This is a genomic window from Microbacterium oleivorans NBRC 103075 (assembly GCF_001552475.1).
GTDB lineage: Bacteria > Actinomycetota > Actinomycetes > Actinomycetales > Microbacteriaceae > Microbacterium > Microbacterium oleivorans.
In genome coordinates, this window is record NZ_BCRG01000004.1 from 116095 (window position 1) to 131766 (window position 15672).

Annotated in this window: 13 protein-coding genes and 1 tRNA gene; 12 read left to right on the forward strand and 2 right to left on the reverse strand. The window is 68.8% G+C overall.

Annotated features, from left to right (window positions below; all coding sequences use genetic code 11):
• The first annotated feature begins 17 nt into the window (after nucleotides 1-17).
• The 3 genes from MO1_RS06345 to MO1_RS06355 are packed head-to-tail and all read left to right on the forward strand — an operon-like array spanning nucleotide 18 to nucleotide 4426.
• A complete protein-coding gene (locus tag MO1_RS06345) occupies nucleotides 18-1583 on the forward strand; it encodes an APC family permease (RefSeq protein ID WP_036310042.1) in 1566 nt (521 codons plus the stop codon).
• Entirely contained in the window at nucleotides 1580-3040 is a 1461-nt protein-coding gene (locus tag MO1_RS06350) for an NAD-dependent succinate-semialdehyde dehydrogenase (protein WP_060915549.1), read from the forward strand. Before MO1_RS06345 ends, MO1_RS06350 begins: the two co-directional genes overlap by 4 nt.
• A 21-nt stretch (nucleotides 3041-3061) precedes the next feature.
• A complete protein-coding gene (locus MO1_RS06355; RefSeq protein WP_036310039.1) occupies nucleotides 3062-4426 on the forward strand; it encodes an NAD-dependent succinate-semialdehyde dehydrogenase in 1365 nt (454 codons plus the stop codon).
• A gap of 52 nt (nucleotides 4427-4478) precedes the next feature.
• Here MO1_RS06355 and MO1_RS06360 read toward each other — a convergent pair whose 3' ends face one another.
• Complete coding sequence (locus MO1_RS06360) at nucleotides 4479-7271, reverse strand: pentatricopeptide repeat-containing protein (protein WP_060915550.1); 2793 nt, start codon at nucleotides 7269-7271, stop codon at nucleotides 4479-4481.
• Nucleotides 7268-9085 (reverse strand): HSP90 family protein, encoded by a 1818-nt coding sequence (locus MO1_RS06365; RefSeq protein WP_060915551.1) that lies wholly within the window; start codon nucleotides 9083-9085, stop codon nucleotides 7268-7270. The genes MO1_RS06360 and MO1_RS06365 overlap by 4 nt, the downstream gene beginning before the upstream one ends.
• A 218-nt stretch (nucleotides 9086-9303) precedes the next feature.
• On the opposite strand from MO1_RS06365, the gene MO1_RS06370 reads away from it, so the two are divergent.
• From MO1_RS06370 to MO1_RS06410, 9 genes are all read left to right on the forward strand, one after another.
• Nucleotides 9304-9376 (forward strand) — tRNA-Trp (locus MO1_RS06370).
• A gap of 44 nt (nucleotides 9377-9420) precedes the next feature.
• Nucleotides 9421-9687, forward strand: a complete 267-nt coding sequence (gene secE, locus MO1_RS06375; RefSeq protein WP_036310034.1) for a preprotein translocase subunit SecE — start codon at nucleotides 9421-9423, stop codon at nucleotides 9685-9687.
• 108 nt (nucleotides 9688-9795) lie between these two features.
• On the forward strand, nucleotides 9796-10803 hold the full coding sequence (gene nusG / locus MO1_RS06380) for a transcription termination/antitermination protein NusG (RefSeq protein WP_174520556.1): 1008 nt from the start codon (nucleotides 9796-9798) through the stop codon (nucleotides 10801-10803).
• 184 nt (nucleotides 10804-10987) lie between these two features.
• Nucleotides 10988-11419 (forward strand): 50S ribosomal protein L11, encoded by a 432-nt coding sequence (gene rplK / locus MO1_RS06385; RefSeq protein WP_036310030.1) that lies wholly within the window; start codon nucleotides 10988-10990, stop codon nucleotides 11417-11419.
• A gap of 13 nt (nucleotides 11420-11432) precedes the next feature.
• Nucleotides 11433-12122, forward strand: coding sequence for a 50S ribosomal protein L1 (gene rplA / locus MO1_RS06390; protein ID WP_036310028.1), 690 nt, complete (start codon nucleotides 11433-11435; stop codon nucleotides 12120-12122).
• A gap of 73 nt (nucleotides 12123-12195) precedes the next feature.
• On the forward strand, nucleotides 12196-13248 hold the full coding sequence (locus tag MO1_RS06395) for an NAD(P)H-dependent flavin oxidoreductase (protein WP_036310026.1): 1053 nt from the start codon (nucleotides 12196-12198) through the stop codon (nucleotides 13246-13248).
• Nucleotides 13249-13356: 108 nt separating this feature from the next.
• The gene (locus tag MO1_RS06400) at nucleotides 13357-14151 is read left to right on the forward strand and encodes a transporter substrate-binding domain-containing protein (RefSeq protein WP_036310024.1); all 795 of its coding nucleotides are present in this window, start codon (nucleotides 13357-13359) and stop codon (nucleotides 14149-14151) included.
• Nucleotides 14152-14221: 70 nt separating this feature from the next.
• Nucleotides 14222-14896, forward strand: coding sequence for an amino acid ABC transporter permease (locus MO1_RS06405; protein ID WP_174520557.1), 675 nt, complete (start codon nucleotides 14222-14224; stop codon nucleotides 14894-14896).
• Nucleotides 14883-15668, forward strand: a complete 786-nt coding sequence (locus tag MO1_RS06410; protein WP_060915553.1) for an amino acid ABC transporter ATP-binding protein — start codon at nucleotides 14883-14885, stop codon at nucleotides 15666-15668. The genes MO1_RS06405 and MO1_RS06410 overlap by 14 nt, the downstream gene beginning before the upstream one ends.
• Nucleotides 15669-15672 lie beyond the last annotated feature (4 nt).

The following is a 15672-nucleotide window of genomic DNA, read 5'->3' on the forward strand; positions in this document are numbered from 1 at the left end:
CCCGAAGGAGCTCGACGATGAGCCAGCACGCACCCGCGCAGATTCCCGGCGCGAAAGACGCGGGGATCTCCGCCAAGGGCCTCAGCGCCGGAACGGTCGGCCTCGTCGGCGCGGTCGTCATCGGCGTCTCGACGATCGCGCCCGCCTACACCCTGACCGCGTCGCTCGGGCCCACGGTGTCCGCCGTGGGCGTCCAGGTGCCCGCCATCATCCTCGTCGGCTTCATTCCGATGCTGCTGGTCGCCTTCGGGTACCGCGAGCTGAATCGCGCGATGCCCGACTCGGGGACGAGCTTCACGTGGGGTGTCCGAGCGTTCGGGCCGTGGATCGGCTGGATGACGGGGTGGGGTCTCATCGCCGCGACCGTCATCGTGCTGTCCAACCTCGCCGGCATCGCCGTCGAGTTCCTCTTCCTGCTGATCGCTCAGATCACCGGCAACGAGGGGATCGCTGACCTCGCGTTCAATCCGTTCATCAACGTCGCGGTGTGTCTGCTCTTTCTTCTCGGAGCGACGCTCGTCTCCTACCGCGACATGCAGACGACGCAGAAGTTCCAGTACATCCTCGTGGGGTTCCAGGTCATCGTGCTGGTGCTCTTCGCCGTGGTGGCCATCGTGAAGAGCTTCAGCGGCGACGGCGTCGATCACCTCGCCTTCGACTGGTCGTGGGTGAACCCGTTCGAGGTGTCGAGCTTCAGCGCCTTCGCCGCCGGCGTCTCGCTGTCGATCTTCATCTTCTGGGGCTGGGACGTCGTCCTGACGATGAACGAGGAGACGAAGGACCCCGACCGGACCCCAGGACGTGCCGCCATGGTGACCGTCGTCATCGTCATGGCGCTCTACCTCGCGCTGTCGATCAGCCTCATGATGTTCGCGGGAGTCGGGACCGGCGCGCTCGGGCTCGGCAACGAGGACATCTCGGCGAACGTCTTCTTCGCGCTGTCGGGACCCGTTCTCGGGCCCCTCGCGTTCCTGGTCTCCCTCGCGGTGCTGTCGAGCTCGGCGGCATCCCTGCAATCCACTGCGGTCGGGCCGGCACGAACCCTCCTCGCGATGGGCCACTACGGCGCACTTCCGCGCCAGTTCGCGGCCGTCAGCCCGAGGTTCTTCACGCCCGGCTTCGCCACGATCGTGTCGGCCATCGTCGCCGCTGTGTTCTACGCCGTCATGAGGCTGCTGAGCGAGAACGTCCTGACCGACACGATCCTGTCGCTCGGCATGATGATCTGCTTCTACTACGGGCTCACGGCGTTCGCCTGCGTCTGGTATTTCCGCAAGCAGTGGTTCGACTCGGTCCGGTCGTTCCTGTTCACGCTGCTGTGCCCCCTCGTCGGCGGCGTGATCCTCGCGGTCATCTTCGTCGCGACGCTCGTCGACTCGATGGACCCCGACTACGGGTCCGGTTCGGAGATCTTCGGCCTGGGACTCGTCTTCGTGCTCGGTGTCCTGATCATCGTCGTCGGCATCCTGGTCATGATCTGGCAGGCCGTCGTCCGGCCCGCCTTCTTCCGCGGGCAGACACTGTCCGCCGACGCACCCCCGAGCGCGCGAAAGCTGCGCGCAGAAAGCGAGAACATCCGATGACATCTCACGAATCAGACCTCCTCGCCCAGATCCCGAACCAGCTCTTCATCGGCGGGGAGTGGGTGGATGCCGAGGAGGGGAAGACCCTCGACGTGATCGACCCGTCCACGGGCGAGGTCATCCGCCGCATCGCGGACGCCTCGCCGGCCGACGGCATCCGTGCTCTCGACGCCGCCGTCGCCGCGCAGGAGGCGTGGGCGGCGACCGCGCCACGCGAGCGGAGCGAGATCCTCCGCCGCGCCTTCGATCTCGTGCAGGCCCGCAAGGAAGACCTCGCGCTGCTCATGACGCTCGAGATGGGCAAGCCGCTCTCCGAATCGCGCGGAGAGGTCGCGTACGGCGGCGAGTTCCTCCGCTGGTTCAGCGAGGAGGCGGTGCGGATCTCCGGCCGCTACGGCATGAACCCCGAGGGCACGGGACGCATGATCGTCTCGCAGCGGCCCGTTGGCCCGTCCTTCTTCATCACGCCCTGGAACTTCCCCCTGGCGATGGCGACGCGCAAGATCGCCCCTGCGCTCGCCGCCGGCTGCACGGTCGTGGTCAAGCCCGCCGAGCTGACGCCGCTGACGACCCTCTTCTTCGTCGAGCTGCTCGCCGAGGCGGGCGTTCCCGCCGGCGTCGTCAACGTCATCACGACGGCGTCGTCGGCAGCCGTGTCGGGCCCGATCATCTCCGACCCGCGGCTCCGGAAGCTCTCCTTCACGGGCTCGACCCCCGTCGGGCAGAAGCTCATCGCGCAGGCTGCCGAAGGCGTCCTCCGCGTCTCGATGGAACTCGGCGGCAACGCCCCCTTCGTCGTCTTCGACGATGCCGACCTCGACAAGGCGGTCGACGGCGCGATGCTCGCGAAGTTCCGCAACATCGGCCAGGCCTGCACGGCGGCGAACCGCTTCATCGTGCACGAGTCGGTGGCGGCCGAGTTCTCCCGCCGTGTCGCTGACCGCGTCCGCGCCATGAACGTCGGTCGCGGCACCGAGGACGGCGTGCAGATCGGTCCTCTCATCGATGATCGTGCCGTCGCGAAGGCCCAGCAGCTCGTCGGCGATGCCGTCGAGCGCGGCGCACGCGTCCTCGTGGGCGGCAACGCGCTCGAGGGACCCGGCACGTTCTACGAGCCGACGGTCGTCGAGGGCGTCGTTCCCGGGAGTGCAATCCTCCGTGAGGAGATCTTCGGTCCGGTCCTCGCGATCAGCACCTTCGCCGATGAGGATGAGGCGGTTCGCCTCGCCAACGACACCGAGTACGGCCTCGTGTCGTACGTGTTCACGCAGGACCTGGCCCGCGGGCACCGCATGATCGACCGTCTCGACACGGGGATGATGGGGCTCAACGTCGGCGTCGTCTCCAACGCGGCAGCGCCCTTCGGCGGCGTGAAGCAGTCGGGGATGGGGCGCGAGGGCGGCCTCGAAGGCATCCACGAGTACCTGAACGTGAAGTACACCCTGATCCCGGCCTGACCGGAACCGCTGAGGAGCATCATGAGCGATTACGCCGTCATCGACCCCGCCACGGGCGAGACCCACGCGACCTACCCGACCGCCACCGCCGACGACGTCGAGCGCGCCCTCGCCACCGCCGACGAGGCGGCACGCGGGTGGGGTCGGGCATCCACCCCCGCCGAGCGCGCCGACCTGCTGCGCCGCGTCGCAGCGCTGCACCGTGAACGTCGCGAGGATCTCGCGAAGATCATCGTGCGGGAGATGGGCAAGCAGATCGACGGAGCCCTCGGAGAGGTCGACTTCGCCGCCGACATCACCGAGTACTACGCCGATCACATCGACGAGATCACCGCCGACGCGCCGATCCCGATCGAGGGGGAGGGGACCGCCGTCATCCGCAAGGCCCCGCTGGGTGTTCTCCTCGGCGTCATGCCCTGGAATTTCCCGTACTACCAGGTCGCCCGGTTCGCAGCCCCCAACGTCGCGGTCGGCAACACGATCCTTTTGAAGCACGCGCCGCAGTGCCCCGAGTCGGCCGCCGCCATCGAGGCGATCTACCGTGACGCCGGCTTCCCTGCAGGTGTCTACACGAACGTCTACCTGACCAACGAGCAGGCCGCCGACGTGATCGCCGACCCGCGCGTCCACGGCGCGTCGGTCACCGGGTCGGAGCGCGCCGGCGCGGCCGTCGCCGAAGTGGCCGGTCGCAACCTCAAGAAGGTCGCGCTCGAGCTCGGCGGGTCCGACCCGTTCATCGTGCTGTCGGCGGACGACCTCGACGCCGTGGCGCAGGCCGCGGTCGACGCTCGTCTCGACAACACGGGGCAGTCCTGCAACGGCGCCAAGCGCTTCATCGTCGTCGACGGTCTCTACGACGCGTTCGTCGAGGCGTTCACGGCGAAGATGGCGGCCGCGTCGGTCGGCGACCCGTGGAGCTCCGACACCGTCCTCGGCCCGCTGTCGTCCGTCGCGGCGGCCGAGCGTCTCGAGAAGCAGATCCAGGATGCCGCCGCCCAGGGCGCGACGATCGTCACCGGCGGCACGCGTGACGGGGCCTTCTTCACGCCGACCGTCCTCACGGACGTCACGCCTGAGATGGACGTGTACCGCGAGGAGCTCTTCGGGCCCGCCGGCGTCGTGTACCGCGTCGCGGACGAGGATGAGGCGATCCGGATCGCCAACGACACGCCGTTCGGGCTCGGATCGTACGTCTACACGACCGACCCCGAGCAGGCATCGCGCGTCGCCGACCGGATCGAGGCCGGCATGGTCTACGTGAACCTCGTCCTCGCCGACGAGCCGGGCCTGCCTTTCGGCGGCATCAAGCGAAGCGGAACCGGCCGGGAACTCGGCCTCCTGGCCGCCGACGAGTTCGTCAACAAGAAGCTCGTCCGCATCGGCTGAACGGACGACGAGGGGCGGCATCCGATCGGATGCCGCCCCTCGTCGTTCCGGCTCAGGCCGGGAGCGTCGAGCGCACCTCCGCGGCCTCGGCGTGGCGCCCGAGGCTTTCGTAGACGTCACCGAGTTCCAGCGCCGCCTGCTGGCGGAGCTGTTCGTTCTCCGCCGCGTGGTCGAGGGTCGAGCGGTAGAGCGCGACAGCGTCGGCCGAGCGCTCGGCGCCCACCAGCAGGCGCGCCGCGAGGAGCTCCGAGCCCGCGCCTGATCCGGCGTCGCCGGCGGCGGCGAATCCGTCCGCAGCCTGCAGCGCTGTCGCCACCGCCTCGTCCGTCCGGCCGCGGGCGGCGAGCAGGCGCGCGCGCGTGTCGGTCACGTCGGCGACGTACCAGTGCGCCTCGTTCGCCCGGCCGAGGGCGAGGGCCTCGTCGATGACGTCGAACGCGTCCTCGTCGCCCCGCTGCATCTTCGCCTGCGCGAGCAGGTGAAGCGCCTCGGCCTGGAGTCCGACCTGCTCCTCCTGTCCGCGGATGAGGCCGATCGCCGTGTTGACGGCGGTCACGGCATCGTCGAATTCGCCGAAGTTCCCGAGGTGGCGGCCCTGCTGCACGAGGGCATGCGCCTGACCGTCGACCTCGCCCGCCTCCTCGTGGAGGTCGGCCGCGAAGCCCCACGCGCCCACGGCGTTCCCGTAGTCGTCCGCGCCTTCGTAGGCTCGTGCGAGCAGTCCGACGGTGATGGCGCGCGAGCCTGCCGGCACCTCTGCGGCGGTCTCCTCCTGCAGCACCTCGTGCAGGGCGTCCACTGCTTCCTGCGGCATCCCCGACGTGATCATCGCGCGCCCGAGTCGGTAGCGCGCGTCGGCCGTCGGCGCCCCCGCGGACTCGAACCGTTCGACGGCGGAGCGATAGCGTCCCGCCGCGAGCGCGCCCGAGCCGGCGTCCTCGTGGAGTGCTCCCGCGAGGACGAACGCCTCTCCGACCCGCAGGTCATCCGCGCCGAGCGTCAGCAGCAACCGCACCGTCTCGTCGGCGTCGGCCGCACCCTCCGCGAACTCCTCGGCAGCGCCGTGGAGGCGCGCGCGTGCGGCCAACGCGCGCGCGCGACGTCCGTCGCTGATCGGCTCGGCGAGGAGGTCCGCCACCAGAGCGCGCGCCTCATCGGTCTGCGAAGCGGATGCCGCTGCCTCCACCTCGAGCAGCCGCACACCCTGCGAGCGGGTCGCGTCTCCCGCCTCGGCGAACAGGCGCGCTCCTTCGCGGGCGTCCTCGCGAGCCTCCGCGAAGGCCCCCTCGTACATCCGCGCGACGGCGAGTGTCGCGATCAGGTCCGCACGCACCTCGGCGGGCGCGGACTCGGCGGCGGCGACCTCTGCGCGGAGGGCGTCGCCGGCGGTGGCGAGGTCCTTGCCGAAGAGGACGAGGCCGAGCCTCTCCTCGAGGTCCGCCTGTTCGACATGCCCCGCCGAGCGGAGCGCAGCAAAGCGTTCGGGGAGGAACGCCTCGGCCTCGTCGGTGCGCTCCACCGCGACCAGACCGCCCAGCAGGTGTGCCGACAGGGTCACACGCTCGTCGGGGGAGGCATCCGTCAGCAGTTCTCGGATCGGCTCGATAGCGGCGATCGATCCCGCCTGCGCAAGAGCGACGGCGCGATCGAGTCGCTCCTCCCGCGTCACGGCGGGAGCCGCCGGCACAGCGGTCGAGAAATCGTGCGAGCGGATCGGCACATCGTAACGCTCGGCGCCGGTGTCGCGGAGGCGCTCGAGGTTGCGCGTGTGGGCATCGGTCCCGTTTCGACGGTCGAACGCGGCGGCGATCGATCCTGCCGCCGCCCATGCCGCGGCGGCGAGGTCGTCGACGCGCCATGCGCCTTCGTGCTCGCCGAAGACGGGGACGAGAGCCTCCGCATCGGAGCCGCGGACCGTGAGCTCGGGGTGGCCGGCGGCGGCCACCGCGTCGAGGGCGAGCGCGAAAGCGCCGAGCGCGGTCGCGTGCGCATCGGCGTTGAGGCCATCGTGGACGATCCACGGCAGGTGGCGTTCCACGAGCGCGAGGGCGCGAGCCTCATTGCCGGTGACGACGCAGAACACGATGTTCTTCGCGACGATCGCGAGGTTGTCGGGGTTGTCCTTGGCGAGGCGGTAGCTCCGCAGGTGCGCGGTACGGGCCTCGTCGAGCATCCCGGCGCGGAGGTAGGGCAGCAGGATCCGCGACAGCGCGTGCTCGGGTTCCTCGCCGCACGAGAACCCGTTCTCGATCATCTCGTCGACGAGGCGGATGGCCTCGTCCTCGCGCCCCGTCTCGATGAAGAAGCCGGCGAACTGACTGCGCACGCAAGCGTCGCAGTGGCTGTAGTCGTCTCGCGGCGTGGCTTCGAGTGTGCGCTGCAGGTCGGTCGCCTCGTCCATGCGGCCTGCAGCCCAGGCATCCTCGAACCGTGCCATCAGCACCCCGCTGGGACCGACGCCCGCTCGCCGGTAGTGCGCCTCCATGTCGTCGAGCACCGCGGCGATCTGCTCCGAGGGGAACTCCGGCGACCCGCCGAGGGCGCTGGCCATCCACTTGTACTGCCAAAGGACGTCGCCGGCACGGTCGATCTCGGCCGGGAAGCGTTGCGGGTCGGCGTCGTGGTGCGCGAGGCACCACGCGAACGAGGTCAGCATGAGGTCGGTGTCGCCGCCCATGTTCGCGCTCGAGGTCTGGCGGAGGCGCGCCTCGTACTCGAGCCGCTCATCGCCGCTCTCCTGCGCGAGCGCGACCGCCTGCGCGACGAGGGCCTGCTCCTGCGGGCCCCACGGCGTGTTGTCGATCTCGTCGAAGAGGGATCGGATGCGGGTCGCAAAACCGGTCATGATGCTCCTTCAGCAGCGGACGGGGTGTCGGTGTCGATCGCGCGGTCGACGAGTTCGGACAGCGCCGTCGACATGAGGGCGCGGTCGTTCGGGCCGAGGGGATGGTGACCAGCGAGCAGCGACTGCACGTAGAGCAGCTGCACGCTCAGGTCGAAGACGCGGCCGGGTGGGGTGGAGGCCAGCTTGCGGATGACCGGGTTGGTCCAGTTCAGACACAGGCGGGCAGCGGGCTCCTCGGCTCCGCGACCCGAGACGGCGCTCGCGGCGCGGTCGAGGACACCGCCCCACAGGGCTCCGCCGGCGCTCCGCGCGCGACCCCGATCGAGGGCGCGCAGCACCTCGGGGTCGGCGACGAACAGGCCCGGCAGCTCCGGCCGTTCGAACGTGCGGACGGCGACGTCGATGTCCTCGAGTGCCGCCCGGGCCCGTTCCTCCAGCGACGTCGCCGCTGCCCGATCGTCGAGAGGTGCGAGGTCGAGGCGGTCGATCTCGCTCACCACGTCGGCGCGCTCGACCTCGACCCCGGGGAACAGCTCCGGCATGCGGCGGACGAGGTCGGCGTCGTAGAGGTAGCCGCCGTTGACGAGGATGCCGCCGGCAGAGGTCATGCTCGCGACCTGACGGAACTCGTCCACGGTCTCGGCGTAGCGCACGCGCGGGAACCGTCGCGCGACCTCTTCGATGCGCAGCCGCCCCGCCGTCGTGTCCACGGAGAGCCACCGCACGATGAAGCGCGCGAGCTCGTCGTCGTGGCGGACGAGGGATTTGAGGGCGACCTCGTGGATGGAGACGAACTGCGACAGCCGCAGCGGGTCCTGGAGTGCGACTTCGAGGATCCAGCGGCGGATGGCGTCGCCGATCTCCTGCCGTGTCTGCTCCAACGCGTCGTCGTCGACGAGCGACTCGCGGCTCGCCGTCGGGTGCAGCGAGCCCGAGTCGACGACGGCGCGGGCGAAGAACGCCCAGGCGGGCAGCAGGTCGTCGGCACGCTCGGTCAGCAGCATCCGTCGCAGGTACACCCGGGTGCTCTGGCGCGCGCCCGGGGGCGGGGCGAACGGGAGCACGAACGCCACACCGCGCGTCTGAGTGCCGGGCACGTTCAGCGGGATGACGTCGAGCGGCTCCGCGCCGATGAGTTCGTGACCGTAGACGAGCTGTCGTTCGAGGTCGCCGTCGAGGAAGGGAGCGGGCTCCGTCACCGTCGTCTCGCCACCGCCCGGAAGGTCGACGACGACGGTATGCGGCAGGTAGCGGCCGAACGTCTCGGCCAGTTCCATGATCGTGCTCGTGGAGAGGAGGGCCCGGGTGTCGGAGCGCGGCGTGAGGTGCACGCTCGTGCCGACCGGGATGTCGTGCGGGTACGGCGCGACCGTGAACGTCCCGTCCGAGTGCCCGACCCACTCCACCGGCGCGGAGCCGTCGACGCTTCGCGACCGGATCACGATCGTGTCGCACACCATGAAGCACGACAGCATCCCGATGCCGAACTGCCCGAGGAAGTCTTCCCGCGGCAGGTCGAAGATGTCGCGCTTCGAGCTGCGTCCCACCGTCGCCAACAGATCGGCGACCTCGGTCTCGGTGAGTCCGATCCCGTCATCGCGCATCACGAACTCGGGGGAGCCGTCGCTGACCGGGGTGATGCGGATGCGGCCGCCGTCGCCGTCGGCCGCGCGACGGGCGGCGATCGCATCGACGGCGTTCTGCAGAAGCTCTCGCAAGAAGACGCGCGGGCTCGAGTAGATGTGACGGCTCAGCAGGTCGATCACCCCGCGGAGGTCGACCTGGAACTGTTGGGCGGCAGTACTGTCGGTCACCGCGCTCCTCGTGATCGTCGTTCGTCCGGCGCCGCGCCCCCGACGCACTCGCGGCGGCACGTCCGGTCAAGCCTAGCGAGCACGATCACTGACGGGCAGGGACGCCCCGCGTTCGCCACCCTCCAAGGCATGCCGTATGCTTGTCCACGCAGTTGTCTGCATTCTTTTGCCGTGCCCATGGGTCGGACGGGATGTGGATTCCCGGGTCGAAAGACCTTAGGGCGGTAGCTCAATTGGCAGAGCAGCGGTCTCCAAAACCGCAGGTTGCAGGTTCGATTCCTGTCCGCCCTGCGCGTCAGCGTCAGCTGACTCGAACCGAGCAACAGGTGGGTTGAATGGTCCAGGATGAGCCGAACGGCGAGGTTGTCGCTGCGAACAGCGGCGCCACCCGGGAGAAGAAGCTCAACTTCTTCCAGCGAATCGCCCTCTTCATCCGCCAGGTAATCGCCGAGCTCCGCAAGGTCGTCACGCCGACCCGGCAGGAGCTGGTCAAGTTCACGCTCGTGGTCCTGGGATTCGTCGTGGTCGTGATGGCCATCGTCTACGGCCTCGACCTGTTCTTCACCTGGATCGTGGACATCGTCTTCGGTGTGCCCAGCTGACCCACGGACGCCCATCCGTCGCGGTGACGGACGGCATCCCGGTTCACCGGAACCGCTCGCCACGTCGCCGCTGAACATCGAAGCCGAACCTGCAGGGAAGTGAATCACGTGACCGAAAGATATGTGGACGACGCCGACTGGTCGACCGCCGCTGAGCAGTCCAGCGAGGACGACGAGGCCCAGGAGGGCAACATCCTGGCCGACCAGGAGCGTTCCGCAGAGTCCGCCGAGCACGCTGCACTGCACATCGAAGAGGACGCGCCCGTCGACGACGAGCCGACCGGAGAGGATGCCGTCGTGATCGAGGACCCTGAGGCCGACCGCATCGTCAACGACGCGCTCGAGATCGACCAGGCCGATGAGGCCGAGGCCGCCGCCGAGGTGCTCACCGAGTCGCTCGCCGACGAAGAGGCCGAGCGCGCCGCTGCCGCTGCCGACGAGGTCGCCCCCTACGACGGCCCCGAGCTCGGTGACGGCGAGGACGAGACCCCTGAGGACCCTTACGAGGCATTCCGCCAGGAGCTTCGGTCGCTCGAAGGCAAGTGGTACGTCATCCACTCCTACGCCGGTTTCGAGCGCAAGGTGAAGGCCAACATCGAGCAGCGCAAGTCGACGCTCGAGGTCGAGGACGACATCTACCAGGTCGAGGTCCCCATGGAGGACGTCGTCGAGATCAAGAACGGCCAGCGCAAGATGGTCAACCGCGTGCGGATCCCCGGCTACGTGCTGGTCCGCATGGAGCTCAACGAGGACACCTGGTCGGTCGTCCGCCACACGCCCGGTGTCACCGGCTTCGTCGGCAACGCGCACAACCCGACCCCGCTGCGCTTCGAAGAGGCCTTCAACATGCTGAAGCCCCTCGTCGAGGCCAAGGAGGTCGCACCCGCAAAGGGTGGCGCCGCCACGAAGGGCTCGGCCACGCAGGCTCGCTCGGTCATCACCGAGGTCGACTTCGAGATCGGCGAGACGATCACGATCAAGGAGGGCTCGTTCGCCGGGCTCCCCGGATCGATCTCCGAGATCAAGCCCGAGAGCGGCAAGCTCACGGTCCTCGTCTCGCTCTTCGAGCGTGAGACCCCGGTCGAGCTCAGCTTCGACCAGGTCACGAAGCAGTAAGACTCCGCAGGATTCACGAAGGCCCCGCTCCGGCGGGGCCTTCGTCATGCCGTGGGATGCCGAATGCGGTAGACTCATGTGGTTTGTGCGCCGTTTCGTCGTGCGCGCGAACACCACCACGACTCGGAACCGCCGGGACCGTGGGAGAACGGGGCATCCGCCTCGCTCGTGAGAGGAAGAGGAAATGGCACCGAAGAAGAAGGTGACCGGCCTGATCAAGCTTCAGATCAACGCCGGTGCAGCCAACCCGGCGCCGCCGATCGGGCCCGCGCTCGGTCAGCATGGCGTCAACATCATGGAGTTCTGCAAGGCGTACAACGCCGCGACCGAGTCGCAGCGCGGCAACGTCATCCCCGTGGAGATCACCGTCTACGAGGACCGCAGCTTCACCTTCGTCCTGAAGACCCCGCCCGCCGCGGAGCTCATCAAGAAGGCCGCCGGCGTCGCCAAGGGTTCTGCGACCCCGCACACCACGAAGGTCGCGAAGCTCACCAAGGATCAGGTTCGCCAGATCGCCGAGACGAAGATGCCCGACCTGAACGCCAATGACATCGAGGCCGCCTCGCTGATCATCGCCGGCACCGCCCGCTCCATGGGCATCACGGTCGAGAGCTGAGGGGAACAGAACAATGGCTAAGTCCAAGGCTTACGAAGCAGCAGCGGCCAAGATCGACCGCTCCACGTTCTACTCCTCCGAGCAGGCTGTCGCCCTCGCCAAGGAGACCGGTTCGGCGAAGTTCGACTCTACCGTCGAGGTCGCGCTGAAGCTCGCTGTCGACCCGCGCAAGGCGGACCAGATGGTTCGCGGCACGGTCATCCTGCCCCACGGCACAGGCAAGACCGCCCGCGTCATCGTGTTCGCGACCGGTCCCGCGGCTGAAGCCGCTCTCGCCGCTGGTGCGGACGAGGTCGGTGGCGCCGAGCTCATCGAGAAGGTCGCCGGTGGCTACACCGCGTTCGACTCGGCAGTCTCGACCCCCGAGCTCATGGGCCAGGTCGGTCGCCTCGGTAAGGTCCTCGGACCCCGCGGCCTCATGCCGAACCCGAAGACCGGCACCGTGACCCCCAACCCGGCCAAGGCCGTCGAGGAGATCAAGGGCGGAAAGATCGAGTTCCGCGTCGACAAGCACGCCAACGTCCACTTCGTCGTCGGCAAGGCGTCCTTCTCGGAGGACCAGCTGAACGAGAACTTCAACGCCGCTCTCGAAGAGATCGTGCGTCTGAAGCCCTCGAGCGCGAAGGGCCGCTACATCCAGAAGGGCGCCATCTCGACCACGTTCGGTCCTGGCATCCCGCTGGACGTCAACGCTCTCGTCTGAGTCGTCTAGACAGCAAGGGGCTCCACCTTCGGGTGGGGCCCCTTCGTCGTTCCCGGCTTGGTAGCGTCTTCGCGTGACCCGCGACCTCCAGACACTGTTCGGTATCGATACCCCCATCGTGCTGGGCCCGTTCGGCGGGATGTCCTCCGTCGCCCTGACTGCGAGCGTCAGTCAGGCCGGTGGTCTCGGTTCGTTCGGGCTGTACGGGTATTCGGGAGAGCGCATCCGCGAGACCGCCGCCGCCCTCCAGGCGGCGACGACTCGTCCTTTCGCGCTCAACCTCTGGCTGCCGACCGGCGATGAGGTCTCGCCCGGCGATGTGGACCTCGCCGCAGCTCGCGAGGCGGTCGCGCCACTCCTCGAGGCCGCGCGGGTCGAGGCTCAGCCCCCGCTGCCGGCCGCGTTCCTGCCGTCGCTCGAGGAACAGCTCGATGCGGTGTGGGATGCCGCTCCCGCCGTCCTCAGCGTCGTGTTCGGGGTGCCCGATGCCACGGTCGTCGACGAGGCGAAGCGGCGCGGCATCCGGGTCGTGGGAACGGCCACTTCGGTCGCGGAGGCCGTCGCGCTGGCGGACGGGGGAGTGGACGCGATCGTCGCGAGCGGCGCGGAGGCCGCCGGCCATCGGGTGAGTTTCCTGAGCCGTGCGGAGGACTCCCTGGTGGGGACGATCGCGCTCGTGCCGCAGGTGGTCGACGCCGTCGATGTGCCGGTCATCGCCGCGGGCGGCATCGCCGATCGACGCGGTGTGGCAGCGGCGTTCGCACTCGGCGCTGCGGGAGCCCAGGTGGGGAGCGCCTTCCTCCGCACACGGCAGTCGGCCGCGTCCGAGGCGCACCGCGAAGCCCTGCGCTCCGCCGCCGACACCGACACGGTGCTCACTCGGGCGATGAGCGGGCGGCTGGCCCGCGGCATCCCGAATCGCGCGGTGCGGACCATCGAGGCGATGGGTGCCATCGCGCCGTTCCCGGCCCAGAACTGGCTCACAGCGAGCTTCCGTTCGGCAGCCCCGGGGGACGGCGATCTCGTGTCCCTCTGGGCGGGTCAGGCCGCAGGGCTGTCGCGCTCCGACGACGCGGGCGAGGTCTTCGCGGAGCTGGCGGCCGGCCTCCCTGCGGCATCCCGCTGAAACAGACCGTCACCCGCGGGAATCATCCACGCGTATGCGTGTTGTATGGAGGGGCCCGCGTGACCACAGCCTTCGCGCGCTCCCGTCGCCCCCTCACCAAGGAGATCCATGTCCCGTCGTACCGTCGCCCTCGGAGCCCTCGCCCTCAGCGCCCTTCTGGCGTTGACCGCCTGCTCCTCGAGCTCGAACGGGGCGGCCGCCGGTGGCGACGACCTCGGCCTCGCGAAGGGTGGCACGCTCACGGTCGCGACCGAGGGCACCTACCGGCCGTTCACGTACCACGACGAGAGCGGCAAGCTGGTCGGCTACGACGTCGAGATCATCGAAGCCGTCGCCAAGAAGCTCGACCTCAAGGTCGAGTTCCAGGAGACCCAGTGGGACGGCATCTTCGCCGGCCTCGACGCGGGACGTGTCGACGTCATCGCGAACCAGGTGTCCATCAACCCCGAGCGCGAGGCGAAGTACCTCTTCACCGAGCCGTACACGGTGTCCCCGAGCGTCGTCGTCGTCAAGGACGATGACGACTCCGTCAAGACCTTCGCCGATCTCAAGGGCAAGAAGACCGCTCAGTCGCTCACGAGCAACTTCTTCAAGCTCGCCGAAGAGGCCGGCGCCGACGTCACCCCGATCGAAGGCTGGGCGCAGGCCGTCGAGTTGCTGCGTCAGGGGCGCGTCGACGCGACCGTCAACGACAAGCTGACCTTCCTCGACTACGAGAAGACCGACGGTCCCACCGGCCTGAAGATCGCGGCCGAGACCGATCCGGCCAAGAGCGCGATCGTCACGACCAAGAACAAGAAGGCGCTCGTCGAGAAGATGGATGACGCGCTGGACGCACTCCGCGAAGATGGAACCCTCGCCACGATCAGCGAGAAGTACTTCGGAGCCGACGTCACCCAGTGATGACCGTTCGAACGGGCTCGGCGCGGCGCGGTGACGCGACCGTCGGGCCCGTTCCCCGTTTTGCGAAAGGATGCCGGTGGACGCCGATACCTGGCAGTTGATCCTGACCTCGTTCTGGCCGATGTTCAGCGCCGGGGTCGCGGTCACGATCCCGCTCGCGCTGATCTCGTTCGTGATCGGGCTGGTACTGGCCGTCACGGCCGCACTGATGCGGATCTCCGGCAACCGACTCCTGTCCGGCATCGCGCGGTTCTACATCTCCGCCATCCGCGGCACACCGCTGCTCGTCCAGATCTTCGTGGTCTTCTACGGGTTGCCGCAGATCGGCCTCCTGATCGACGCGCCCGTTGCGGCGGTGATCGCGCTGTCGCTGAATGTGGGTGGATACGCCGCTGAGGTCATCCGCGCGGCGATCCTCTCCGTGCCGAAGGGGCAGTGGGAAGCCGCTTTCACCGTGGGTCTCTCGCGGGCGACGGCCCTCCGGCGCATCATCCTCCCGCAGGCGGCCCGCGTCTCGGTGCCGCCGCTGTCGAACACGTTCATTTCCCTCGTGAAGGACACCTCCCTCGTCGCGTCGATCACGGTGGCGGAGCTCTTCCGTGTCGCGCAGAACATCGCGGCGTTCAGCCTCGACTTCCTGGTGATCTACATCGAGGCCGCCTTCATCTACTGGCTTTTCTGCCTCGTCCTCTCCTTCGGGCAGGACCGCATCGAACGGAGGCTCGATCGCCGTGTCGCACACTGACGCACCGCTGCTCACCGTCACCGGACTCCGGAAGTCCTTCGGCGACACTCTCGTCCTGGAAGGAGTGGACTTCTCCGTCCAGCCCGGGCAGGTCGTCTGCCTCATCGGGCCGAGCGGGTCGGGCAAGACCACCGTCCTTCGCTGCCTGAACGGACTCGAGACCCCCGACGCCGGCCTCGTCGCCTTCTCCGACGGGCAGAGTCAAGACTTCGCCGTACCCGTGAAGGGGCGCGTCGCGAAGGAGCGGCGCGCCGCGCTCCGCGATCGCTCAGCGATGGTGTTCCAGCAGAACAACCTCTTCCCGCACCTGACGGTCCTCGAGAACGTGATCGAGGGACCCGTCCACGCGCACGGGATGGCGAAGGATGCCGCGATCGCCGAGGCGGAGCGGCTCCTCGACCGGGTGGGTCTCGCCGAGAAGCGCGACGCCTACCCGCACGAGCTCTCGGGTGGCCAGCAGCAGCGCGTGGGCATCGTCCGCGCCCTCGCCCTGACACCGGACCTCCTGCTGTTCGACGAGCCGACGAGCGCCCTCGACCCCGAACTGGTCGGTGAGGTGCTCCTCGTCCTGAAGGAGCTCGCCGATGAGGGATGGACGATGGTCATCGTCACGCACGAACTCGGGTTCGCGCGTCAGGTGGCCGATGAGGTCGTCTTCTTCGACGGCGGCGTCATCGTCGAACGCGGGCATCCACGCGAACTCTTCACCGCTCCGAAGAACCAGCGAACCCGCCGGTTCCTCGATCGGATCCTGCGGCCGCTCGAGGACTGACCGC